Below are 23,674 nucleotides of genomic sequence, written 5' to 3' on the forward strand. Positions count from 1 at the left end.
CGAAGAACGGCCGCGGGGCGGTCCGGTCGGAGGCGGGGCCGGCGGCCGGCCGCACGGGCCGCCGGCTGGGTGTCGCAGTGACTCTCGCCGCGGTGCTGACCGGCTCGGGGTGTGCCGCGTCGACGGACGTCGGGCCGGTCCTGCCCGCCGCGGTGCCGCGGGTGCCGAATCCGGTCGGGTCGGTCGTGCCGTACACCGCACCCGCACCCGCACCCGACTGCGACGTGCGGCAAAGCCTCACGCCGAGCACGCTGCCGTCGCCGGGCCGGATGCCCGCTGGCGGCACGCTGGCCGCGATCCAGTCACGCGGGTGGCTGAAGGTCGGGGTCGACCAGGCCACCCAGTACTTCGCCGCGCCGAACCCGTCCACGGGGGTGCTCGAAGGCTTCGACATCGCGATGGCGCGCGAGGTCGCGAAGGCCATATTCGGCGATCCCGAGAAGATCCGGTTCCAGGTCGTGACCCCGGCACAGCGCATGCAGGTACTCAAGGACGGCCAGGTCGACCTGGTCGTGGACACGCTGTCCATCACCTGCGACCGGCGCAAGGACGCCGACTTCACCGGCCCGTACTACACGGACAGCCAGATGCTGCTCGTGCCGGTGAACTCGGCCGCGACACGCCTCGAGGACCTGGGCGGGCAGAAAGTGTGCGCTTCGGTCGGGTCGACGCTGATCCAGCGGATACTCGAAACGGACGTGACGCCCAAGCCGATCGCGTACGGCGTCACCGACCGCGCCGACTGCCTGGTCGCGATGCAGCGCGGCGAGGTCGCCGCGGCCACCACGTATCAGGGCCTGCTGGCCGGGCTTGCCGTGCAGGACCCGCAGACGAAGATCGTGGGCACCGCGAGCACCGTGGAGTACCAGGGCTTCGGCGTGCCGAAGGGGCACGAGGACTTCGTCCGCTTCCTCAACGCGCACTTGGAACGGATCAAGGGCAACGGCACGTGGCAGCAGATCTACGACACGTGGATCAAGGGCCACGTGCCCGGACAGGGGCCACCGGCCGCGTCCTACAAGGGTTAGCGCGCTCGTCCGGGCCGCCGCTGTCCGGAAGTGTCGATTCCGATCGTTGGACATACCTGGTACACCGGGTGACTCGTGTCGCCGACCATCGGAGGAAGCATGGTTTCGGGCCAGTTCGGCATGCCGGAAAACGGGGCGGCCGCGCGGCCGGTAGGCCGCCGGCTGTTCGCTGCGGGAATGGCGGGGGCGTTCGCGGCTGCCGTGCTGCCGGGGACGCGCGCCCAAGCGGCCGAAGGCAGCGGCAGCGCCGTCGCCGCCCGGCCCGGCGGAGGCGGGGTCCGGCACATCGCGCTGAGCGGCGCGGTCAACGTCCGGGACCTCGGCGGCTACCGCACCGCACACGGCCGTACCCTGCGCTGGGGCCGGGTGTTCCGCGCCGACGCGCTCAACAAGGTGACCGACGGCGACCTCGGCACGCTGCGCGGCCTCGGCATCCGCACCGTGGTCGACTTCCGCGGCGCTCCGGAGATCGCCAAGGACGGCTCCGACCGCATACCGGCCGGCGCGGCGCTCGTCCTGAACCCGGTGCTGGACGCGGCGGGCGCGACGATGGCCGAGGCCATCGGGCGTGCGCTGGCGACCGGCGACCTGGCGTACCTCGACGAACTGCTCGGCAACGGCAAGGCCGCCGCGCTGATGATGGACGGGCAGCGGTCGATGGTCACCTCGGAACCGGGCCGCGCCGGGTTCGGCGACACGCTGCGCCGCATCGCGTCGAAGGACGAGACGCCGCTGCTGTACCACTGCACGGCGGGCAAGGACCGCACCGGCTGGATGAGCGCCCTGGTACTGACCGCGCTGGACGTACCGGACGAGACGATCATCGCGGACTACATGCTGTCGAACGAGTACCGCAAGGCGTCCAACGAAGCCACGTACGCCTTCCTTTCGTCGCGCGGTATCGACCCGGCGCTCATCCGCCCGCTGATGGAGCAGAGCCCCGAGTACATCGAGGAATCGCTGGCCACGATGCGCGGCGCTTACGGCTCGGTCGAGAACTACATCCGCACGGGGCTGGGACTGTCGCCGAGCACGGTGGGGCACTTGCGGGCGCGGTTGTTGGACTGAGAGGCAGGGATCGACCAACCGTCGGCTCATGCGGGAGCGACCGTCTCCGGTGACGTCCGGCTTCCGGCGCGATGCAGCCGGCGGTAAGCCGACGGTGCGATCCCGTAGTACTCCACGAACGCCTGGCGCAGCGTCTCGGTGCTGCCGAAGCCGCTGCGCCGGGCGACCGCGGACAGCGGCAAGCCCGTCGACGTCAGCCAGTGCCCGGCGGTTTCGGTGCGTACGCTCCGCACGTACCGCGCGGGCGTCGTCCCGAGCTGCGCCGCGAACAGCCGGGTGAGATGCCGTGTGCTGACCCCCGCGATCGCGGCCAACGCGGCGGGCGCGAGGTCGGCGGCCGGATTGCCCGCGATGTGCGCGGCAAGTCGGCGGACCAGCGGATGCTCGGGCGGCGGCGCGGCCAGGAACAGACTGACCTGCGCCTGGTTTCCGGGGCGTTGGAGGTACGTGACGAGCCCGCGCGCCACACTGCGGGCGAGGTCGGCGCCGTGGTCCTCCTCGACGAACGCGAGCGCGAGGTCGATCGCGCTGGTGACGCCGGCGGCCGTGTAGACGGATCCGTCGCGGATGTAGAGCGGCGCCGGATCGACCCGCACGGCCGGGTAGTTGCGGGCGAGGTCGGCGGCCCACGCCCAGTGTGTGGTGGCGCGCCGCCCGTCCAACAGCCCGGCGGCCGCGAGGACGGTCGCCCCCGTGCACACCGACGACACCCGGCGGCACGCCGGCGCAAGGCGTCGCAGTTGCCGGAGCAACGGGCCGATGGCGGCGGCCTCGTCGTGGCCGTGGCCGCCCGCGACGAGCAGCGTGTCGACGCGTCCGGTGACGTCTTCGAGGGCAAGGTGCGCGGCCAGCGTGAACCCGCTCGCACACCGGACCGGGCGGCCGCCGAGCGACGCCAGTTCGACCCGGTACGGCGGATCCGCGCCGAGCACGTTCGCCGCGTCGAACGCCTCGACCGGACAGGCGATGTCGAGCAGCGCCGCGCCGTCGTAGCCGATCAGGACGACGCGGCGCTCGCGGGGAGCGGGCGCGGGCACGGCAGGCGCGAGCGCGGGTACCGGTGCGGGTGCGGCGGGGCGGCGGGCGGGCATGGGGGGACGGTAGCGGGGGTGGGGCGCCGGTGGCGTGGGGGCCGGGAGACAGGGATCACAGGATCCCGGACATCGCCGGGGCGGCCCGGCGCGGGGGTGGGCACGGTGGGGGCATGACTTCTTCTGGTTCTGATGCCGGGTCCGGTTCCGGTTCTGCCGATACCGGCGCGGGTGCGGGTGCGGGTGCCGGCGCGCACGTGCGGACCATCGCGTTCGTGGCGTATCCCGGGATGACGTTGCTCGACTTGGTGGGGCCGCTGCAGGTGCTGGCGGCGTTGCCGCGGCTGGGGTTGCCGTACGAGGTCGTGGTGGTGGCGGCCGAGGCCGGGCCGATGGGGACGGATGCGGCGCTGCGCGTCCATCCGGACCGGACGTTCGCCGAAGTCCCCTCCCCCGACGTGCTGGTGGTGCCCGGCGGCGAGGAGCCCACGTTGGCGGCACTGACCGACGCCGAGTTGATCGGCTACGTGCGCCGGGCGGCGGCGACGGCGTCGCTCACGGCGTCGGTGTGCACGGGTGCGCTGCTGCTCGGCGAGGCCGGGCTGCTGGCGGGGCGCAAGGCCACGACGCACTGGGTGTTCCGTGACCGGCTGCCGGCGTTCGGTGCGACGCCGGTCGCGGAGCGGTGGGTGGAGGACGGTCCGGTGGTGACCGCGGCCGGGGTGTCGGCGGGCATCGACATGGCGCTGTACGTCGTCGAGCGCGAGGCCGGGGCGGCGGTCGCCCGGCAGGTGCAGTTGTTCCTCGAGTACGACCCGCAGCCGCCGCAGGGGCCGGTGGACTGGGCCGCGGTGGACGTCGACGCGTACCGTCCGTTCGCCGAGGCGCAGATCCGGGCGGCGTTGGCGGGGGCTCCGGAGGTGATGGGGAAGCTGCTGGGCACCGCCTGACGGCGGTCGCGGGCGATCTCGTGTGATCGCCGTATTCGGGCAGCCGATGGTCGTATCCCGGCGTCCGCATCCCGGGATACGCCGTCGCGTGGGCGAGAATGATCGGCATGCAACTTCGCATCTTCACCGAACCCCAGCAAGGCGCGACCTACGACACCCTCCTGACGGTCGCGAAGGCCGCCGAAGACCTCGGCTACGACGCGTTCTTCCGGTCCGACCACTACCTGCACATGGGCGACGCGGACGGGCTGCCCGGTCCGACCGACGCGTGGATCACGCTGGCCGGGCTCGCCCGCGAGACCAAGCGGATCCGGCTCGGAACGCTGATGACCGCGGCGACGTTCCGGCTGCCGGGCGTCCTCGCGATCCAGGTCGCGCAGGTGGACGCGATGTCCGGCGGCCGGGTGGAACTGGGGCTCGGGGCGGGCTGGTACGCGGAAGAGCACAACGCGTACGGCATCCCGTTCCCGAAGGAGAAGTTCGCCCGGCTCGAAGAGCAGCTGGAGATCGTTACCGGACTGTGGGACACGCCGGTCGGCAAGACGTTCGACCACGCGGGCACTTACTACACGCTTACCGACTCGCCCGCGCTGCCCAAGCCCGTGCAGCACCCGCATCCGCCGGTGCTCGTGGGCGGCCACGGCCGGACCCGGACGCCCGCCCTCGCGGCCCGGTTCGCCGACGAGTTCAACACGCCGTTCTCGACTCTCGACGAAGCCGAACGCGAATTCGGCTGGGTCCGCGAGGCCATGCGCACCGCCGGACGCGCCGAGGACAGCATGGTGTTCTCGAACGCGCTGGTCGCCTGCGTCGGCCGTACCGAGGCCGAGGTCGCCCGCCGCGCCGCCGCCATCAAGCGCGAGCCCGACGAGCTGCGCGGCAACGGCCTCGCGGGCAGCCCGGCCGAGGTCGTCGACAAGATCGGCCGCTTCGCGGAACTCGGGTCGACGCGGATCTACCTGCAGATCCTCGACTTGTCCGACCTGGACCATCTGGAGCTGATCGCGTCGGAGGTCATGCCGCAGGTGGGGTGAGGCGTCTTCGGGTCCCGGGGGCGCGCCTGGCGCCCTCGGGACGGTCTTTGTGCCGCGTGCCCCAGGGTCGGGTGCCCAGGGTCGGGTGCCCGCGGTCGGGTGCCCGCGGGCGGTAACGGGTTCCGGGCGGCCGTCGACGCGTCAGGCCGCCCCGGTCAGCGTCTTCTCGAAGGCCAGCAGGTGGAACTTCGCGCCGTCGGAGCCGGTCTCCACGACGTCGGGCAGGGCCGTGTAGCCCGTCGCGAGGTAGAGCGCTTTCGCTTCCGGTTGGCGGGGGCCGGTGGTCAGCGTGACCTTGGCGTAGCCGCGTTCGCGTGCAGTGCGTTCGAGTTCGTCGAGGACGCGGCGGGCCAGTCCGCGGCGCCGGTGCGCGGAGTGGGTCCAGATGCGCTTGAGTTCGGCGGTGTCTGCGTCGTAGCGGCGGAAAGCGCCGCCGGCGACGGCTTCGCCGTCTTCGAACACCAGGAGGAAGGCCCCGTCCGGGGGATCGAACTCGTGAGCGGGGAAGCGCCGCATTTCCTCGCCGGCGAGCGGTCCGTAGCGGGTGCCGTACTCGTCCGCGAGTTCGCGGAGCAGCGGTTCCGCCGACGGGTGGGTGATCGCCAGGTGGCGCACCTCGAACACCGGTACGGAGGTGGGGTCGAGCGCGTCGGGCGGTATCCGGCTCAGGGTCATGCGGCGGCTCCCGGGGTGGGGTGACGGCGTCAGTTGATCATCCGGTGTACCGCAACGTCCACCGGGTTCCGTTCATTTCGCGGGTCAGCCGGTGGAGTGGGAATCGTCCGCATCGCGCAGCCCCACGAAGTCCGCCATGCGTTCGACCGCTTCGGCGAAGAACGCGTCGGCGGGATCCATGCTGCCGACGAGCTGCCCGAACAGTTCGAAACTGATCATGCCGAAGAGCTGCGTCCACGCCACCACGGCCCGGGTCATCGCCGCGGGCGGCACGTCGAGACCGGTCAGCTCGGCCACCGCCTGTGCCTGCGCGGCGAGTTCGGGAGCGAGATCGAGGTCCGGGACGGCGAGCCGCCGGTTCTCGTGCGCGTCGCGGACCACGGTCAGCAGCGCGATCGGAATACGGCTCGCCGACGTGACGGTGTCGGCCGGGGCCTGGTAGCCCGGAACGGGGGTGCCGTACACGAGCCCGAACTCGTGCGGGTGACCGCGCGCCCAGTCGCGGGCCGCGTTGGCGACGGCGCGCCAGCGCCCGCGCTCGTCGGCAGCGGGGATGTCGGCCACGGCGGCATCCGCGGCGTCGGCAATGCCCTCGTACGCGTCGATGATCAGCTGGGTGAGCAGGTCGTCGCGGCTCGGGAAGTAGCGGTAGAGCGCGGACGACACCATGCCCAGCTCGCGCGCGACCGCCCGGAGCGAAAGCCGCTGGGCTCCTTCGACGGCGAGCTGACGCCGGGCGGCTTCCTTGATCTCACGGGTCAACTCGGCGCGGGCCCGGTCGCGGGCGGTTCGGGAGGCGTTCATGAGGCCATCCTGACAGTTTCGAGAACGCCGAACAATTACGAGAGCACTGCTCTTGCGTTGGCGGGGTGAATGCGTGCATGCTGTTCTCAGACGAGAGCAGTGCTCTCGGAAAGTGCGACCGGACCGGCCGTCGAGGACCGGGCCGGCGCCAACGAAGGGGAGAAACACGATGCGCGAGCAGACGGCGACGACCGAGCGGAACGCGACGAGCGAGCGGGGCGAGATGACGACGGGCGGGCGTGACGACGGGTTCACGGACGGAGTGGTGACGGCCGGAGAGATGGCGGAAGCCGCGGGGACGGGCGCCGCCGACACGGGTGTTGCGGCCGTGGGCGGCGCGGCTGCGGGCGGAGTGGTTGCGGGCGACACGACCACCGGCAACGCGGCTGCACCCAACGCTCCCGCCACCGGCTCCCCCACCCCCCGCTACCTCCGCCCCGGCCGTCCCACCCGGGTGTTCAACGTGGTGATGGCGTGGCTGACCCGGCGAGGCATGAGCGTCCGCGGCAGCCGGGTCCTCGCGGTGCGCGGCCGCACGTCGGGCGAGTGGCGGACCACGCCGGTCAACCCGCTGACGTACGGGGGCGAGCTGTACCTCGTCGCACCGCGCGGCGTCACGCAGTGGGTGCGGAACTTGCGCGCGGCCGGCGACGGCGAGCTGCGCCTGGGCAAGCGCGCGGAGGCGTTCACGTACGTGGAGCTGCCCGACGACGAGAAGCCCGACCTGCTCCGCGCCTACCTGCGCACCTGGAAAATGGAGGTCGGCGTGTTCTTCGACGGCGTCGGCCCGGACGCCTCCGACGAGGAACTGCGGCGGATCGCCCCGGGCTACCCGGTGTTCCGTGTCGTGCTCGCCGACGCGAGCTGAGGCGGAAATCAGCGGGGCACCTCACCCGCCGCGGCACTGCGCCGCCGCGCGCATCCGGGGCGGAGGGCGGCCCGCGGCACGCCCCGGTGCTAGAACGGCGGGCGCAGCGTGCCGTTCTCCTTCTTGATCAAGATGTTGCCCGCCGCCCTCGCGAGGAGGTCCGCAAGCGAAGGGTGCGTCAGGACGGCCCACCGGGGAAGATCCGTCGGATCCACAGGGGCGCCGAGGGTGAACGGACCGTGGCCGGTCAGGGTGACGACGGTGCCGTCCTCCCGGACGCCCAGGTACAGACCCCCGCGTGAATCGCCGTCCCAGACGTCGAGTGGCCAGCCGTGCCCCACGACCGTCGTGACGGTCTTGCCGCTCCAGCGCTTCTGCCGGTAGCCGTTGATCGGCACCGGAGCCACCCCGTGGTTGCGGCAGAAGGCCACGAACTCCAGGCCCTCGGGCGTCGGCGTGGCCGCGCGTGCCTGGCGCGCCTCCGCAGCCGTCGCCGCGGCGGCGTTCTTGTTCCGCTGTTCGTCCGCCAACCTGCGGGCAGCGTCTTCAAGGCTCACGGCCGCACGCTATCGCATCGGCCCCAGGCGTCGGCGTGGTCGCGAGGTGCGGGATTGCCCGGCGTCAAGGCCGGACGAAACACGGGTCGCATGAGCAGCGGGATGGTGCCCGGGAACCTCATGGCGTGGCCACCCAAGCCGGTCGACGGCTCAATCCTCGGGAAACGCCTCGACCCCCGCCGGCGCCTCCTCCACCTGCCGGGGCGCCAGCTCCGTCTGGTAGATCACCGTGTCCAGCCACCGTCCGAACTTGAAGCCGACCTCCGTCAGCCGTCCCGCCTCCGTGAAGCCGAAGGACTTGTGGAGCCGGACCGAGGAATCGTCGTCCCCGTCCGCGATGACCGCCAGGACCCGCCGGATCCCGGCGTCGGCGCAGAGCGGCAGCAGTGTGGACAGCAGCGTGCGCCCGATGCCCTTCCCCTTGTGGTCGGGCGACAGGTAGATGGTGTCCTCGACGGTGTGCCGGTAGGCCGGCTTGGGACGCCACGGTCCGGCATAGGCGAAGCCCACCACTCGCCAGTCGTCCTCCGCGACCAGGAACGGCAGTCCGCGTGCGCCGAGGTCGTCGGCCTTTGCCGCCCACATGTCCACGCCGGGTGCCACCTCGTCGAAGGTGGCGACGCTATTGGCCACGTAGTGGGCGTAGATCGCGGTGACGGCCTCGAGGTCGTCGTAGTGGACCGGCCGGATGCGGACGGACTCGGCGGACATGACACTCCTTTGGTTCCGGCCCGCCACGTGCGCGGGCCGCGGGGAAAATCCTGCCTTGCCTACCGGGATGACTCACCGGGAGGTCATGGCCTGGTACGCGGACCGCAGCCAATCGGCCGAAATCCGTCCGCGAATGGCGCGCGGCAGCGGGGCAAATCGGGCGTACGCCGGATCGGGCACGCCCGGCGGTTCGTCGGGCGCAAGCGGTACCGGGCCCCCGCCCCAGAAGTCGGCGAGGGACAGGTCGCCCGTCTCCCCGTCACCCGGGAGTCCGCTCATGTCGCCTCCTCGTCGCGCAGCGCCACCAGTTCCCGCAGCGCCTCGGCCGACCAACCGGTCAGCCACCCGCTCCCCGAGCCGTCCGACCCGCCGCCGTCCCCGATCACCGCATCCGCCAGCACCCGCTTGCCCGCGATCAGCGTGTCGACGTGTTCCTCCACCGTCCCCGCGCACACGAACTTTCTTACCTGTACGGCCTGTTGCTGTCCGATCCGGTGCGCCCGATCGGTGGCCTGGTCCTCCACCGCCGGGTTCCACCACCGGTCGATGTGGATGACCTGCGTCGCGGCGGTCAGGTTGAGGCCAGTGCCGCCCGCCTTGAGCGACAGGACGAACACGCTTGGCCCGTCCGGGTCTTGAAAGCGGTCCACGAGGTGCACCCGCTGCCGGCCGCTCACTCCGCCGTGCAGGAACAGCACTTCGGTGTCGAGTCGTTCGGCGACGTGTGCGGAGATCAGGCGTCCGAACGCCGCGTACTGCGTGAAGACGAGGGTCTTGTCGCCCTCCGCGATCGCTTCCTCCAGGGTGTCGACGAGCCGTTCGACCTTGCCGGAACGCCCGGCAATGCGCGTCAGGCCGTCCGGCTCCTTGAGGAACTGCGCCGGGTGGTTGCAGATCTGCTTGAGCTTGCCGAGCGTCGCCAGCATCAGGCCCTGGCGCTCGATCGCCGGAGTGTTCGCCAGGCGGTGGAGCATGTCGCCCACGACCGCCTGGTACAGCCCGGCCTGTTCCGGCGTGAGCGTGCACCGGACGGTGATCTCCTGCTTGTCCGGGAGGTCCCGCGCGATCGCCGGGTCGGTCTTGCGCCGCCGCAGCAGGAACGGAGCGGTGACGCGGCGCAGCGCGGCGAGGGCGCGTTCGCTGCCGTTGCGTTCGATGGCGATGGCGTAGCGGGCTTTGAAGTCCTCGGCGCTGCCGAACAGTCCGGGGTTGGCGAAGTCGAGGACGGAGTGGAGTTCGGCCAGCCGGTTCTCCATCGGCGTGCCGGTGAGCGCGATCCGGTGCCGGGCGCGCAGCGAACGGATCGCCTGGGACTGGCGGGTGGCGATGTTCTTGATGTGCTGGGCCTCGTCGGCGACGATCCGGTCCCAGGCGACGTCACGCAGGGCGTCGATGTCCCGATGCGCGGTCTCGTACGTGGTGATCACGATGTCGGCCGACCGCAGCGCATGTGTGTCGTCGGTGCGCGTGGCGCCGTGGTGCACGTGCACCCGCAGGCCGGGCGTGAACCGCCGGGCCTCGCGCAGCCAGTTGCCGACGAGGGACATGGGGCAGACGACGAGAGTCCGGCGCCCCCTCGCGGAAGCGGTGGCTTCGGCGGCTTCGGACGCCACCAACGCCAAGGTCTGGACGGTTTTCCCCAGCCCCATGTCGTCGGCCAGCACCGCCCCGAGCCCGAGCCGGGACAGGAACGCCAGCCACGCCACGCCGTCCCGCTGATACGGGCGCAGCTCCGCGGCGAACCCGGGCGGTTCGGCGGCAGACCCGGGCGGTTCCGCCACAAACCCCGTCGGCCTCCCCTTGCCTTCCGCGCCCTGTCCCTCACCTTGCCCGCGGAACGCCTCCGCCCCCGCCAGCAGCTCGCCCAGCCACGCGTCGGCGTCGATCCCGAAGACCGGCAGCCCGGCCACGCTCGCGCCGGGGTCCACGGCCATGCGCACGACTTCGCCGACGCCCATGGTTCCGGTGCGTTCGCGGTCGAGGAATTTCAGTGCGGCGGTGATGGCGTCCCGGTCGGCTTCCATCCACTGGCCGCGGAAGCGCACGAGCGGCTGTTTGGCAGCCGCGAGTTCGCGCAGTTCCTCTCCGGTGAGCGGCTGGTCGCCGAGGGCCGCGCGCCAGCCGAAGTCGACCACCGCGTCGCGGTCGAGGACGCTGCCGCCGGTGACGACGCCGGGTGTGGTCGTCCGCGCGGACAGCATGAGGCCCAGACGGGGCGGCCGCCGCCACCACGCGGGCAGCAGGACGCCGAACCCGGCATCGGCCAGGGCGGGCGCGGCTTCCCGCAGGAATTCCAGGGCGCCGGCCCGGTCGAGGGGGACGGACGCGGGGCGGGCGTGCGTGCGGGTTTCGGCGAGCGCGGGCCAGATGCGGGCGGCGCGTTCGAGGTCGGTGCGGAGGGCTTCCTGCGGACGGTGCTGCTTGCGTTCGAAGGCGTCGAGGACCGGGCCGGCCGTCCACACGGTTCGGGCGTCGACGATGAGCGAGGGCTCGTCGGGTGCTTGGACGAGGATGTCCAGGCGCCAGTTGTCGTCGGTGGGGCGGCCCAGGAGGTCGGCCGGGTCGGGGCCGAGCGGTTCGACGAGGCGGAAGCAGGTGCGGAGGGGGCGTACCGTTCCGATTTCGGTGGCGTGCCAGGCCGCGACGGCGTCGGCGAGGGACGCGGCCGCGTCGGGGGCGAGCGCGAACCGGCCGGAGGGGGCGGCGAGCGCGGCCAGCCACTGCTCGCCGGGTACGGCGGCCCGCGGGACGACCCGTCGGGAGTCCGGCGAACCGAACCCGTGAATCGTGCCACCGCCGTCGAGCACGGCCCGGACCTCCCGGTCCACCAGGGCGTCCAGCAGATCCGCGAGCAATGCCGTCGGCGTCGGCGGCCGACCGGCGTCTTCCGCCCGGCACACCGGCGGGCACGCCGCCGCGAGGTCGCGCATCAGCTCGTGCTCGTCCTCGTTCGGCGCCGGAGACCACCGCGCGTAGGCCGCGGCCTCCGACCGGTGGCCGGCAGCGGCCTCCCCCGCGGCCCCCGAGGAGCACGCCGCTCCGTCGACCCGCACCCCCGGCAGCACATGCCCGCGCCCGACCATCCGCCAGGCCAGGTCGTGCACGGCCGTGAGCCACCGCAGGGACGCCCCGTACGGGACATCGACGGCGCCGACACCCGCCAGCTCGGTGCGCAGCGCCGCGTGCCGGGGTTCGAACAACGCGCCGAGGAGTTGCGCCGCCTGATCGGCGTCGAACACCAGTGCGGGCACGGTCCAGGACGCAAACGCCAGGTCGGGTCGCGGCCCGCGCACCGGCGGTCCGGGAAGTTCCGGCGACGGCTGCGGCAGCGTCCCGCCGAACGTCGGCAGCCACAGTACCGCGGCCCCGGTATCGGCCTGGGCGACCAGCCACGCGAGGCCGGACCCGACGCCGGCGAGGAGTCCGGTGAGGACCGGAACGCCGCACACGTACGGGTGCACGGCTGCCGCTGCGGACATGCCGGATGCCCCGGCGGGGTTGGTGACCGGGGCATCGGCTGCGCGGGCGGCCGCCGAGGCGGCCGGATCGAACGGGGGAACCGGGCGGGGCAGGGGTGCGGTGTCGGGCTCGTCCGTCGGCCGGGCGTCTTCGCCCCAGACCGCGAGTGTCCGGTCCGCGCGCCAGAGCGCGTGCAGCACGAACACGTGGAGCCCTCTCGTCGTACGTCAAACCATGCCGGTACGACAAGCAGCCTACGCATGCCTCCGGACAACGCCGGAAACCACGGGCGCGCCCTCGGACCAGTCGGCGGCGTCGGACACCGGCGTGGCAGCGGCCGCCCCCTCGGCCTCCGCAGGGGAGGCGGCGTTCTCGTTTCCGGCCGCCGCGGCCGTCTCGCCGCGCCGCCGCGTCAACGCGATCCCGCCCAGCACGATCGCGATGCCGACGGCCATCCGCGCCCCGAACGGTTCGTCGAGCGCCAGGGCACCGAGGAGCACCGAAACCGGCGGCATCAGGTACGTGACCGTCGACGCGACCGCGGGCCCGTCGTCGACGAGCAGCCGGTAGTTGAGCCACACCGCGACGCCCGTCCCGAGGACCCCGAGAACGGCGACGGCCGCGAAGGCGTCGGCACGCGGCGTGACCGCGATGCCGCCGGAGGAGCCGAACACGCCGGAGAAGGGCAGCACGACCGCCAGCATCCCCGCCGCGGCGGCGAGCTGCGCCCCGCACATCGCCACCGGGTCGAGGCCGCGGCCGGCGACGAAGCGGTCGATGTACATGTAGCTGACGGCGTAGCTGAACGCCGCCACGACGATCAGCGCCGCGCCCGTGCCGAAGGCTCCGCCGCTCTGCCAGGGCGCGAGGATCAGCAGGACGCCGCCGAAGCCGAGGAACAGGCCCAAGACCTGTGCGGCACCGAGCCGGGCCCCGGTGCCAACGAGGACGGCGAGCAGCATGGTCCACAACGGCGTCGTCGCGTTGACCACACCGGCGACGCTGCTGTCGACGTGCTGCTCGCCGAACGCGAACAGGGCGTAGGGCAGGGCGTTTTGGAAGAACGCCGCGGCCGTGAGGTGGCCCCAGGTCCCGATTCCGCGGGGTAGCGGCACGCTGCGGGCCCGGGTGAAGGCGAGCAGGACGAGCGCCCCGAGGGTCACGCGCACCAAGGCCACTTCGATCGGCGAGAATCCCCGCAGGGCGATCTTGATCCACAGGAAGCTGGATCCCCAGATGGCGCCGAGCAGCATGAGCCGCGAGATGCTCCCCCACCGCTTTCCGCCGCCCCGCCGTCCGGTCATCCGTCCGGCCATCCGTCCGGTGGTCTGCCCGCTCATCCGCCCGCCCCTCCGCCGTGTCGTCCCGACCCCGGGGCGGCGCTGCTGCGCCGCCCGCTCGGGATTCAGGCTCCCGCGCGGAGACTGTTTACGTCCATCGAATGATTCCGACGCATACCCTTAAGCAGTCGCTAATCATTCGCTATGCGCGGCGGCCATGTCGGCGACCGACCACCGACTACTCGACGACCAGCTCGACCGGGATGTTGCCGCGCGTCGCGTTCGAGTACGGGCAGACCTGGTGCGTCGCCTCGACGAGTGCGGTCCGCTGCTTCGCGGTCAGCGCGTCGGGCAGTTCGACGCGCAGCACGACCTGGAGGCCGAACCCGCCGTCGCCGTTGGCGACCAGGCCGACCTCGGCGGTGACGGACGCGTCCGCGGCGTCGACCTTCTGACGCTTGGCGACGAGCTGCATGGCGCTGGCGAAGCAGGCGGCGTAGCCGGCCGCGAAGAGCTGCTCGGGGTTGGTGCCGACGCCGGTTCCGCCGAGTTCCTTCTGCATAGCGAGGGTCACGTCGAGCCGGCCGTCGGAGCTGACCGCGCGGGCGTCGCGGCCGGAGGAGGTGGCGATGGCGGTGTAGATCGGAGCCATGAGGCGTCCTTCCGAAAGAACTGAATGGGCAGGTCACGTACGCGGTCCAAGAGAACGAACAGACAGGTCTGTCCGCCTCACGGGACAGCACTCTAGACAGACCTGTCTGCTAATCTCAACCCCATGAGCCCCGCAACCGCCGCTTCCCCCGCCGCAGCGGCCGACGCCGCCGCCGACCGCCGGGCGGCCAGTCCGGCGCGCCGCCGGGTACTGGAGACCGCGAGTGCGCTGTTCTACGCCGAGGGCGTGCACGCGGTGGGCATCGACCGGATCATCGCGGAGGCCAAGGTCGCGAAGGCGACCTTCTACCACCACTTCCCGGCCAAGGACGCGCTCGTCGACGCGTACGTCGCCGAGCAGTTCCGCTTCCAGCGCGAGATCGCGGAAGCGTTCCTCGCCGAGCCCGCCGACGGCGACCCCCGTGCCGCGTTGGTGCGCATCTTCACCTACATGACGAAAGCCGGCGCGGACCCCGCCTTCCGCGGCTGCCCGTTCGTCAACGCCGCGGCGGAGTACCCGGACCCGGAGCACCCGGTACGCCGCACCATCGCCGAGCACCGCGCCTGGTTCCTCGACCTCATGCGCCGCTTGCTCGCCGCCGCGGACGACCCGGCGCCGGACCGCACCGCGGGCATCCTGCTGCTGCTCCGCGACGGCCTGACGGTGCGCTGCTACCTGGACGACGCGTCGGATCTCCGACCGGTCGTCGAAGACGCCCTGGAGCGGGTGCTGGGCGACCCTCCGCAGAACTGATCACGCGAACGCCAGGCCGGGTCGCGCCGATCGCGCGGACTCGGCGCGGTTTACGAGGGGCTGGAACGCACGGGCGGAGTTGCCGCCGGATCGCATCGTCCGATCCGTCGGCAAAGGCGACTTCGTGTCGTACGTCCTCGACCCGGACGTCCTGGACCCCGCGGGTCACCCGAAGGTCGTGTGCTGGGCCTGGAAGGACTGGGGCCTCCACGGCCACCTGCAGTTCCGGGACCGGTTCGACTCGGCCGGCGTGACGCCGGTGTTGACGGAGTGGTAGCCCCCGACAACGTCCGCGCCACGCCGTCCCGGCCGACGCACGGCCGCTCGGCCCGTTCTCAGCCCGTTCTCAGCCCCGCGGCGCCACCCCGAGCGCCTCGGCGAACGCGCGCAGTTCGCGGGGCTTGTCGGGTCCGACCGGCTGGTAGGCGAGTTCGGTGACGCCGTTCTTCTCCATTTCCGCGACGCGGGCGCGGACCTGGTCGGCGGTGCCGGTCAGGGTGAGCTGGGGCGCGAGGTCGCGGGACTGCTCCCAGATGAGCCGGTCGTGGCGGTTGAGGCCGACGAGGTGGCCGTCGTGCACGGACAGGTGCCGGGCGTCCTCGGGGGCGAGTTCGACGGACTCGCGCCAGGTCCGGCCGCCCGGGAAGCCGTCGACGCCGGCCCCGGCGCGCTCGTAGACGGCGTGGTAGATGACGGCGACCGCGGCACCCGCGGCCTCGCGGACCCGCTCGGAGCCCATGTCCTCGCCCTCGTCCAGGACCGTGCCGAACTGCAGCGTCGCCCGCCACGGGAACGCGCCCGCCTTCTGCACGGAACCCACCGAGAAGACGCCGTCCGCGAGCCGTTCCGCGGCGGCGAGGCCCTTGGGGCCTTCGGCGCCGAGCAGGATCGGAACGTCCTCGACCGGCCGCGCCGCGCCGTGGCCGGGCGGCTGAAGCATGCGCAGCGCCTTGCCCTCCCACAGGATTTCCTCGCCGCGGAGCAGTGCCCGGACGGCGGCGACGTACGGTTCGACCTGCGCCCACGGCATCGGCCGCTGCCCCAGCATCATGCGGCCGGTGAAGCCCGCGCCGAGCGTCACCGCGACGCGCCCGGGCGCGAGTTCGGCGAGGTGCGCGATGGCGGCGGCGTTGACCATCGGATGCCGCAGGCTGGGCACCAGGACGGCGGGGCCGAGGCCGATCGTGCCGGTGCGCTCGGCGGCCAGGGCGAGGGTCATCCACACGTCGCCGTAGAGCACCGGGGAGTCGTAGCACCATGCGCGGGCGTAGCCGAGGCGTTCGGCTTCGGCGATGAGGGCGGGGGCTTCGGCCGACGGCGGCAGGGCGCAGGAGATTTCCATGGCGGGGACCCTAGTGATCCGCGGCGGGGAAGAGAACCCGGAAAGAGAACAGGTTCTCGTACGCGGCCGCCGACGCCGCGCCGCCCCTGCCGCCACTTGCGGCCCTCCGCTGCTCTCTCACCCCTCCCCCGCCCCGCGGCCATCCGAGCGAACCTCCGCCATCCCGCACAAGCCCGACATCCCGCCAAACAAAGGACCGTTCACGGCTTTCCCCGATGTGACGCGGGGCACGTATTCAGGTGACGTGAAGTCACCGTCGGTATGGTCGTCGCGGCTTCTGCGGCTGGCCAACATCAGGGCTGGTCAGCCGATCAGGACACCTCATCTGCGGACGCCCCTTAGCGGAGGGAGCCCTCGTGTCCCAGCCCGTTCAGCCCCCAGTACCACCCGGTGACACCGCGCCGGTCGAGGCCGACCTGCTGATCGTCGGCGCCGGTCCTACCGGCTTGTATGCGGCGTACTACGCCGGCTTCCGCGGCCTGAAGGTCGCGGTCCTGGATTCGCTTCCGGAGATCGGCGGGCAGATCTCCGCGATGTATCCGGAAAAGATGATCTACGACGTGGCCGGGTTCCCCGCCGTCAAGGGTCAGGACTTGGTCGACGCGCTCGGTGAACAGGCGGCCCAGTTCGATCCTTTGTACCTGCTCGGGCATCGCGCCGAGCGGCTCGACCACGGCGACGACGCGGTCACCGTCACCTGCGACACGGGACTGACCGTGCGCACCAAGGTGGTGCTGATCAGCGGCGGTATCGGGACGTTCAGTCCGCGCCCGCTGCCCGCGGCCGACGTGTTCACCGGCGAAGGCATCCGGTACTTCGTCCCGAAGCTGGCCGAACTCGAAGGCCTCGACGTGCTGATCGTCGGCGGCGGCGACTCGGCGTTCGACTGGGCGATGAGCCTGGAGCCGCTCGCGAAGTCGGTGACGCTCGTGCACCGGCGCGACAAGTTCCGGGCGCACGAGCACAGCGTGCGCAAGGTGATGGAGTCGAGCGTCGAGGTCATCACGTCCGCCGAGGTGGCCGCGCTGCACGGCAACGGGCGGGTCGAGTCGGCGGACATCGTCGCCAAGCTGGACGGCGCGGCCCGCACGATTCCCGCGCAGGCGGTCGTCGCCGCGCTCGGGTTCGTGGCCGACCTCGGGCCGATGAGCACGTGGGGGCTGGAGCAGCGCAAGAGGCACATCCTCGTGGACTCGACGATGCGCACCAACCTGCCGCGCGTGTTCGCGGCGGGCGACATCGCCGACTACGACGGCAAGGTCAAGCTGATCGCCACCGGCTTCGGCGAGGCGGCGACGGCGGTCAACAACGCGATGACGGTGATCGACCCGTCGGCGAAGGTGTTCCCGGGCCACTCGTCGGACTCGGGGTGACACGGGAGGCGGGGGCGTCCCGGTGGCCCGGACTCCCCCGCCTTCACTCCCCCGCCGCCCGCCACTCGCTGCTCGCCCGCCGGCTGGTCCTTCGGGCTCAGTGCCGGCGCAACGCCGACACGCGATCCACCATCCCGAGCGGGCCGCGCCGGTAGCGGCGGGAGGGCAGTGACGCCTCGGACGTCATCGCCGTTCCGACGTCCATCGCTCCGACGCCGCGCCCCGCGCTGCGGGCTTTGAGCCGTTTCGCCAGCACCCCGATCACCGCCGGAAGCAGCATTTCGGCAAGCGTGATCGACACGCGCACCGGAAGACCGGTGCGTTTTGCGATCCTCCGCGCGGCCGGCCCCGCGGCCTTGCGGACGACCAGGACCAGGATGCCGCCCTTGATCCCGGTCAGCGCGGTGCGGGGCTTCTTCCCCGCGGCGGGACCGGCGACCGGCATGGCCTCGTTGATCGCCCCCGCGACCCGGGTGGCTTCCGTACGGTTGCGATCCACGTCGGAGACGAGCGCGGAGACGACCGGGGCCACGGACTCGTGCGCGATACGGCGCGCGGCGGTCTCGTCGACGCCGAGCAGGGCGGCGATCCGGCGGATGCTGTCGTTGCCGAGCCGCTTGACCACGTCGTCCGCGAAGGAACGGGCGTGCATGAGGCCTCTCCTTTCGCCGTTTCGCCGGCCTCTCCAGGATGCCAAACTTGGACAAAACGGTAGTCGACCCGCTGGGTGGCCGCACGCACGTTGCTGTGCGTCACCAGTGATGACTCGGAGGCGGCCCGGGACGGCTCGGGGTGACTCGGAGCAGTTCGGGAGTACGACATGACCGACGGCACCCCCCGCGTCGGGATCTACCTCGGCACGGCCGCGATCCCCGCCGTCGACGCCTTCGCCTCGTGGCTGGGCCGGGGACAACTCGACGCCACCGACTACACCGACCCCGCCGACGCCGAATCCGACCAGGCGGACGCGAACGGGGCGGCGTGGACACCGGTCATGAGCGACCGGTGGGGCGGCTGGGCCGCCGCCGCGCCCGACGCCGACAACCGGCGCTTCATCCTCGGCCTCCCCCTCACGCCCAAGCCGGACGGCTCGCTCGCCGAGGTCGCCGCCGGTCTCCACGACGGCCTGTTCTACGCCACTGCCGCCACCCTCGTCGCGCACGGCCTGACCGACACCGTCGTCCGGCTGGGCTACGAGCCGAACAACCCGGGGATCGGGCCGTGGCACGGCACGACCGACCCGGCGGTGTACCGCGCGGCGTTCCGGCGCGCGGTATCCGTGCTGCGGTCCGTCGCCGGCGGCCGGTTCACCGTCGAACTCGACCAAGCCGTCGGACCGGCAGGCGCGGCAACGTCGTTCGACGTGCTGTACCCCGGCGACGACGTGGTCGACATCGTCGGCCTCAACATCTACGACGTGTGGTGGGGCACCACCGCCTCCCCCGCCGAGCGCTGGACGTACATCCACGACCGCCCCATGGGCATCGCCGACTTCCTCGCATTCGCGGCACACCTCGGCAAGCCGCTCGCCTTCCCCGAATGGGGCCTGTACCGCCCCGGCGACCCCTACCACGGAGGCGGCGACAACCCGGACTTCATCGGCCGCATGGCCGACCTGTTCACGTCGTCGAACGCGGTCTTCCAGTCCTACTTCGCCGCGGACTGGGGCGGCGGCACCCTCGACGACTTCCCGATGGGGAAGGCCGCCTACCGCGCGGCCTTCGGCGCCGCGGACGTTTGATGGGCTGTGCAACCGATCAACGCGTTTTGCCCCGTAGGGAGTTGACCGGCTGACAGAATTGTCGGGCCGCCGCCCGCCGTGACGTTGTCCCGTCGCGGTGTGTCGTACGCGGCGGGGGGATTGGGGGCACGGCGATGACGGAGCAGACGATCGGCGGCGCGGGCGGGACCCCGCCGGACCGTCCCGCGAACGACGAGGAGCTGAAGCCGGCTCTCGCCGTGGTGCTCAAGGGCCAGGCGAACGCCGCCGTGCAGAAGTGGAAGGACGACGCCAACGCCCTGGTCGAGCAGCAGCTCGCGCACATCGCCGACCCGGAGCGCCGGGCGGTGTGGAAGGCCCAGATGGCCGCCCTGATCGACGACCTGGCCCGGAAGATGTTCGACGACCTGAAGGACTCCGTCGTCTCGTCGGTCGAGGAGGCCTATGAGGAACTGATCCTCGTCGAGCACAGCGACATCATGTGCCTCGACGTCACCCGCGCCAAAATGACGTCCGCCACCAGGGAGCGGCTGCGCTCGTTCACGTCGTCGACCGGGCTGATGAAGGGCCTGGACGCCGCCCAGCCGGGCGCCGCGAGCAAGCTGGCGGCACTCGCCCAGCAGTCCACGGCCGTCGAGGCGCACCGGACGAACACGCTGGCGATGTGCAACACCGCGCTCACCCAACTCACCGTGACGGTCACCGACGCAAATGCCGCCGTGCAGTACGTCGCGACGCTCCAGCTCACCGAAATCCTCGCGCCGCTCACCGCCCCGCTGCTCAAGCACCGGGCCACCGCCGAGCAGTTGCTGCTGCAGACCAGCATCGTTCAGCTGGGCCAACAGATCGACACCCGGCTCAAGGCGTCCTTCTCATGCACCGCGGCCGAGCAGAACCAAGCGATCACCGAGATCTGCACCCCCGCGTCGACCGCCCTGGTCAACGCGCATTTGAACCTGAGCGGCAGCATCACCCTGGTGCGCCCCGAGGTCGTCGACCGGTTCTCCTGCCTGTCGAACATGGGCTTGCCGGCCCTGTCCATGTGCACGTCGATGGTCGGGTTCTACGGCAAGCCGTGGCTGGTGTGCATCGCCGGGCTGGAGCCGGCGGAGATCGGGCAGGTGCTCCTGCACTGCCAGAACGCCACGATCCTCACCGCGGTCAAGAAGAAGATGCCGGCGCAATCGACGGCGCTCCAGCTGTCCAAAGCCGTCGGCATCCTCGCCTGGAGCGGCGAGGACTGGACCACCGTGTGCGCCGCCATCAACAAACTCGGCTACACGGAGATCCAGCTCCCGGCGACGGTCACCGCGGTGACCTGGATCCCGATCCATCAGTCGTGGGTCCCGCGCGCGTTCTGCACCGCGAGCATGGAGACCGACCTGGCCTGCCTGAAGCACATGAAACAGGAGACCGGGGCGACGCCCTCGCCGAGCAAGCTCGCCTCGTACTTCGCCGAACTGTCGAACGCGTGTATCGCGGCCTGCGCGGAGTGGCGGCAGGCCGGGAGGCCGGCGAGCCTCCAGGTCCAGGTCGCCCAGGGCGTTGCCACATGGAGCATCCACGTCCGCAACCTGTACGGGAAGCCCCAGGTGTTCCACGTGGACAGCGGCTACGCCAAGTCTCCGTGGGCCAAGCGACCGAACTGACCCGCCGAGGGCCGGATCCGTTTTCCGGATCCGGCCCTCTTGCACGTTTTCGATGACGCGTGGGGCGGGGCTTATCAGCGATACCGGTGTGATTTCTGCTCGTTGCATACGGGATTCCGGCCACGTACGTTGCTTCGGACCCGGAACACGCTCGACGAAATTGGACTGGTTCATGCCCGGACGTCTGCGCCTCTCAACTATGGCCGTTGCCGCGTTCGCCGCCGCAGCGGTTTTTACATGCGCACCGCAGGCTCAGGCCGGACACAAGCCGAAGGCGGCGCCGACGCCCACGGCCACACCCACCGCTACACCCACGCCCATCGCTACACCCACGGCCACGGCCACGCCCACGGCGCAGCCGGTCGCGTTCACACCCGGACACCTCGGCGTCTATTCCGGCACCGGATCCACCGGCGGCGCGGCCGCGGTCGGTACGTTCGCTTCCTGGCTCGGATCGCCGGTGCCGGTCGCAACCGACTACATCGACCCGTTCGGCACCTACTACCCGACGCAGCTCGGCGCGTGGAAGGACACCGGCCGGCGCCTCGCCCTCGGCCTGCCGCTCGTTCCCAGCGGCGGGAACTTCGCCGCGGTCGTGTCCGGCACGTACGACTCGGCGTGGAAGGGCGTCGCCGCGAAACTCGTCGCGAACGGGCTCGCCGACACGGTGGTGCGGGTCGGCTACGAGGGCAACAACTGCGGCATCGGACCGTGGCAGGCGTGCGACGACCCGGCCGGTTACGCGGCCGCGTTCCGGCATGTCGTCGATGTGATGCGGACCGTCCCCGGCCAGCACTTCACGTTCGATTTCGACTCGGCCACCGGATTCCCGACCGGGCGGAAGCTCACCGGCTACGCCGACTACTACCCGGGCGACGCCTGGGTGGACGTCATCGGCCAGAACTTCTACGACGTCTGGTGGGGCCACCAGACGGCGACGCCGCAGGACCGCTGGTCGAACCTGGTCAACCAGCCCGGCGGACTCGCCGCGCACAAGGCCTTCGCCGCGGCGCACGGAAAGCCGGTCGCGTTCGACGAGTGGGGCCTGTACGCACACAACGGCGACTCGTACGCCGGGGGCGGGGACAACCCGTACTTCATCGACCAGGCCGCCATCTGGTTCAACGCGTCCGGGCCGCTCTTCCAGTCGTATTTCGACCAGGACTGGGGCGGCGCCACACTCGACGCGTTCCCGAACGGCAAAGCCGAATACCGGGTGACGTTCGGGAGCCTGTGATTCCGAAGCCCTGAAGCTGCTTTCGGGCGGTGCCGCCGATTTGCCGCGGCACCGCCCTTGGCATTTCTCCGTCACCTATTCCTGCAACAGGTATGGTGCGGGCTTTCGGATCACATGTTGATCATGTGTTCTGGCACTCCGCTGGCCTGCGGCTAACGCACCCGGGCGCTTCTGACCTGCGCAAACGCCTCTCACTACTTCTCATCGTTCCGCACTGATTCCGGGTGGCGTGTGCCCTGGATGTGCCCTCGCAGGGGCCGGAGGCTGCCATGGGCGCCGAGAAGTACGTCATCGCCTATGTCCCGGGCCGCGGTTCGCACGCTGCTTCACACCCGGCAGGACGGCTTGTGCGGCATCTGCGACGAGGAGCTTCCGTCGGGGTTCCTGCACTCGCGGCACGTGAACCTCGACCACACGCGTCCGCGGTCGCACGGCGGCCCGGATCACCCCAACAACATCACCCTGACGCACCGCCGCTGCAACCTCGCCAAGGGGTCATCGTGCGCGGGCTGCGAGGGGTGCCCGAAGGAGGGCTGACCGGTGACACCGCAGTACGAGCAAGGAACGCATCTCCTGATCACGCGCGAGTTGGCGACACGCAGCGTGCGCCTTTCGGGAGTGGTCGTCGAAGACCGAGGTTCGGCCGGGATCGTCTGGCGTGACGGGGACGGGCGCCGATACCAGGTGGCAACCGATGCGGATCTGCTCGCGCAGTACGGCATCACGCAAACCGTGGTCGTCCTCGGGGAAGGCGAGTGAGGGCGTGGCTGGCCACGTCTGCAAGGACTGCTCGACGGAGTTCGGCGGTTTCCCTTCCCCGGCGCGTCAGAAGCGCCCGGCTCCGTATCCGGGCCCGCGGTGCGCGACGCATCACCGTGCCGAGGTGAAGCGGCGCCGGGCGGCGAATCACGAGAAGCACGTACAGCGGACGTACGGCTTGGCCGAGGGCGAGTATGCCCGTCTCGCGGCCTTTCAAGGCGGGTCGTGTGCGATCTGTCTCAGGGCTACCGGAAAGACCCGGAGGCTGTCTGTGGATCACGACCACGGCACCGGTGAGCCGCGCCGGCTGCTGTGCCGGCTGGCACGACCACACCCCGCCGCCGCCCCGCATCCCTGCCCCCGGCACCAAGACCACCGACGCAGCGTTCGGCCGCGCCATGGCCGCGGGCTACGCGCTCGCGTACGGCTACAACCTCGCCGCCGGAGCGTGGATCCGGCACACCGACGAAGACGCCGACGACTACGACGACTTCGAACGATAGGAGACCCGACGTGCTGCGTTCGCTCAAACGCTGGCTCAAACGGCGGCGACGTGGGCACGGCGACGAATGCGGGTGGCCAGACCACCCGCACCACCCCGACCGGCTCTGCATCATCCACGGCCACTAAGACGTCATCTCATTTGGTGAGTCTGCGATAGCAAATGAGGGTGCAGGCGATGGCGGTGAAGGCGAGGAAGTGTTCGGGCTTGCGTTCGTAGCGG

At 71.4% G+C, this 23,674-nt stretch carries 25 protein-coding genes and 1 pseudogene; 15 read left to right on the plus strand and 11 right to left on the minus strand.

What is annotated here, in order from left to right; all coding sequences use genetic code 11:
* The first annotated feature begins 77 nt into the window (after positions 1-77).
* Together ACPA54_RS07025 and ACPA54_RS07030 are read left to right on the plus strand one after the other, a co-directional pair.
* Positions 78-1,028: a glutamate ABC transporter substrate-binding protein gene (locus ACPA54_RS07025; RefSeq protein WP_423527792.1), complete on the plus strand. Its 951-nt coding sequence runs from the start codon at positions 78-80 to the stop codon at positions 1,026-1,028.
* 99 nt (positions 1,029-1,127) lie between these two features.
* The gene (locus tag ACPA54_RS07030; RefSeq protein WP_423527793.1) at positions 1,128-2,096 is read left to right on the plus strand and encodes a tyrosine-protein phosphatase; all 969 of its coding nucleotides are present in this window, start codon (positions 1,128-1,130) and stop codon (positions 2,094-2,096) included.
* Positions 2,097-2,122: 26 nt separating this feature from the next.
* Here ACPA54_RS07030 and ACPA54_RS07035 read toward each other — a convergent pair whose 3' ends face one another.
* A complete protein-coding gene (locus ACPA54_RS07035; protein ID WP_423527794.1) occupies positions 2,123-3,187 on the minus strand; it encodes a GlxA family transcriptional regulator in 1,065 nt (354 codons plus the stop codon).
* A gap of 113 nt (positions 3,188-3,300) precedes the next feature.
* Between ACPA54_RS07035 and ACPA54_RS07040 the strand changes: the two genes are divergently transcribed.
* A complete protein-coding gene (locus ACPA54_RS07040) occupies positions 3,301-4,077 on the plus strand; it encodes a DJ-1/PfpI family protein (RefSeq protein WP_423527795.1) in 777 nt (258 codons plus the stop codon).
* Between the two features lie 107 nt (positions 4,078-4,184).
* Entirely contained in the window at positions 4,185-5,111 is a 927-nt protein-coding gene (locus ACPA54_RS07045; RefSeq protein ID WP_423527796.1) for an LLM class F420-dependent oxidoreductase, read from the plus strand.
* 141 nt (positions 5,112-5,252) lie between these two features.
* Here the strand turns inward: ACPA54_RS07045 and ACPA54_RS07050 are convergent, their stop codons facing one another.
* The gene (locus ACPA54_RS07050; protein WP_423527797.1) at positions 5,253-5,786 is read right to left on the minus strand and encodes a GNAT family N-acetyltransferase; all 534 of its coding nucleotides are present in this window, start codon (positions 5,784-5,786) and stop codon (positions 5,253-5,255) included.
* Positions 5,787-5,870: 84 nt separating this feature from the next.
* Entirely contained in the window at positions 5,871-6,590 is a 720-nt protein-coding gene (locus tag ACPA54_RS07055) for a TetR/AcrR family transcriptional regulator (protein WP_423527798.1), read from the minus strand.
* 469 nt (positions 6,591-7,059) lie between these two features.
* On the opposite strand from ACPA54_RS07055, the gene ACPA54_RS07060 reads away from it, so the two are divergent.
* A complete protein-coding gene (locus tag ACPA54_RS07060; RefSeq protein ID WP_423527842.1) occupies positions 7,060-7,458 on the plus strand; it encodes a nitroreductase family deazaflavin-dependent oxidoreductase in 399 nt (132 codons plus the stop codon).
* Between the two features lie 89 nt (positions 7,459-7,547).
* Here ACPA54_RS07060 and ACPA54_RS07065 read toward each other — a convergent pair whose 3' ends face one another.
* From ACPA54_RS07065 to ACPA54_RS07090, 6 genes are all read right to left on the minus strand, one after another.
* A complete protein-coding gene (locus tag ACPA54_RS07065; protein WP_423527799.1) occupies positions 7,548-8,015 on the minus strand; it encodes a hypothetical protein in 468 nt (155 codons plus the stop codon).
* A 150-nt stretch (positions 8,016-8,165) separates the two neighbouring features.
* Positions 8,166-8,726, minus strand: a complete 561-nt coding sequence (locus ACPA54_RS07070) for a GNAT family N-acetyltransferase (RefSeq protein WP_423527800.1) — start codon at positions 8,724-8,726, stop codon at positions 8,166-8,168.
* Positions 8,727-8,798: 72 nt separating this feature from the next.
* A complete protein-coding gene (locus ACPA54_RS07075; RefSeq protein ID WP_423527801.1) occupies positions 8,799-9,005 on the minus strand; it encodes a hypothetical protein in 207 nt (68 codons plus the stop codon).
* A complete protein-coding gene (locus ACPA54_RS07080) occupies positions 9,002-12,391 on the minus strand; it encodes a DEAD/DEAH box helicase (protein WP_423527802.1) in 3,390 nt (1,129 codons plus the stop codon). The genes ACPA54_RS07075 and ACPA54_RS07080 overlap by 4 nt, the downstream gene beginning before the upstream one ends.
* 48 nt (positions 12,392-12,439) lie before the next feature.
* Positions 12,440-13,525, minus strand: a complete 1,086-nt coding sequence (locus ACPA54_RS07085; protein ID WP_423527803.1) for a DMT family transporter — start codon at positions 13,523-13,525, stop codon at positions 12,440-12,442.
* Between the two features lie 178 nt (positions 13,526-13,703).
* On the minus strand, positions 13,704-14,117 hold the full coding sequence (locus ACPA54_RS07090; RefSeq protein ID WP_423527804.1) for an organic hydroperoxide resistance protein: 414 nt from the start codon (positions 14,115-14,117) through the stop codon (positions 13,704-13,706).
* Positions 14,118-14,240: 123 nt separating this feature from the next.
* Here ACPA54_RS07090 and ACPA54_RS07095 point away from each other — a divergent pair, with 123 nt between their 5' ends.
* On the plus strand, positions 14,241-14,870 hold the full coding sequence (locus tag ACPA54_RS07095) for a TetR/AcrR family transcriptional regulator (RefSeq protein ID WP_423527805.1): 630 nt from the start codon (positions 14,241-14,243) through the stop codon (positions 14,868-14,870).
* Positions 14,871-14,994: 124 nt separating this feature from the next.
* The gene (locus tag ACPA54_RS07100; RefSeq protein ID WP_423527806.1) at positions 14,995-15,147 is read left to right on the plus strand and encodes a hypothetical protein; all 153 of its coding nucleotides are present in this window, start codon (positions 14,995-14,997) and stop codon (positions 15,145-15,147) included.
* A 69-nt stretch (positions 15,148-15,216) separates the two neighbouring features.
* On the opposite strand, the gene ACPA54_RS07105 is transcribed toward ACPA54_RS07100, so the two are convergent.
* On the minus strand, positions 15,217-16,212 hold the full coding sequence (locus tag ACPA54_RS07105) for an LLM class flavin-dependent oxidoreductase (RefSeq protein WP_423527807.1): 996 nt from the start codon (positions 16,210-16,212) through the stop codon (positions 15,217-15,219).
* Positions 16,213-16,568: 356 nt separating this feature from the next.
* Here ACPA54_RS07105 and ACPA54_RS07110 point away from each other — a divergent pair, with 356 nt between their 5' ends.
* Positions 16,569-17,585, plus strand: a complete 1,017-nt coding sequence (locus ACPA54_RS07110; RefSeq protein WP_423527808.1) for an NAD(P)/FAD-dependent oxidoreductase — start codon at positions 16,569-16,571, stop codon at positions 17,583-17,585.
* Between the two features lie 97 nt (positions 17,586-17,682).
* Here ACPA54_RS07110 and ACPA54_RS07115 read toward each other — a convergent pair whose 3' ends face one another.
* Positions 17,683-18,237, minus strand: a complete 555-nt coding sequence (locus ACPA54_RS07115) for a hypothetical protein (protein ID WP_423527809.1) — start codon at positions 18,235-18,237, stop codon at positions 17,683-17,685.
* A gap of 168 nt (positions 18,238-18,405) precedes the next feature.
* Between ACPA54_RS07115 and ACPA54_RS07120 the strand changes: the two genes are divergently transcribed.
* The 7 genes and pseudogenes from ACPA54_RS07120 (at position 18,406) to ACPA54_RS07150 (ending at position 23,453) form a co-directional block, all read left to right on the plus strand.
* Positions 18,406-19,326, plus strand: a complete 921-nt coding sequence (locus ACPA54_RS07120; protein WP_423527810.1) for a glycoside hydrolase family 26 protein — start codon at positions 18,406-18,408, stop codon at positions 19,324-19,326.
* A gap of 134 nt (positions 19,327-19,460) precedes the next feature.
* Positions 19,461-20,954 (plus strand): hypothetical protein, encoded by a 1,494-nt coding sequence (locus ACPA54_RS07125; RefSeq protein ID WP_423527811.1) that lies wholly within the window; start codon positions 19,461-19,463, stop codon positions 20,952-20,954.
* Between the two features lie 460 nt (positions 20,955-21,414).
* Positions 21,415-22,191 (plus strand): glycoside hydrolase family 26 protein, encoded by a 777-nt coding sequence (locus ACPA54_RS07130; RefSeq protein WP_423527812.1) that lies wholly within the window; start codon positions 21,415-21,417, stop codon positions 22,189-22,191.
* 297 nt (positions 22,192-22,488) lie between these two features.
* Positions 22,489-22,728, plus strand: coding sequence for an HNH endonuclease (locus ACPA54_RS07135; RefSeq protein ID WP_423527813.1), 240 nt, complete (start codon positions 22,489-22,491; stop codon positions 22,726-22,728).
* Positions 22,729-22,731: 3 nt separating this feature from the next.
* Complete coding sequence (locus ACPA54_RS07140) at positions 22,732-22,950, plus strand: hypothetical protein (RefSeq protein WP_423527814.1); 219 nt, start codon at positions 22,732-22,734, stop codon at positions 22,948-22,950.
* Positions 22,886-23,209: pseudogene (locus ACPA54_RS07145) on the plus strand (hypothetical protein); the annotation flags it as partial. The gene ACPA54_RS07140 and the pseudogene ACPA54_RS07145, both read left to right, overlap by 65 nt.
* 34 nt (positions 23,210-23,243) lie before the next feature.
* Positions 23,244-23,453, plus strand: coding sequence for a hypothetical protein (locus ACPA54_RS07150; protein WP_423527843.1), 210 nt, complete (start codon positions 23,244-23,246; stop codon positions 23,451-23,453).
* The last annotated feature ends 221 nt before the right edge of the window (positions 23,454-23,674 follow it).

Origin of the sequence: Uniformispora flossi (assembly GCF_049534875.1) — a bacterium.
Taxonomy (GTDB): domain Bacteria; phylum Actinomycetota; class Actinomycetes; order Streptomycetales; family Streptomycetaceae; genus Yinghuangia; species Yinghuangia aomiensis.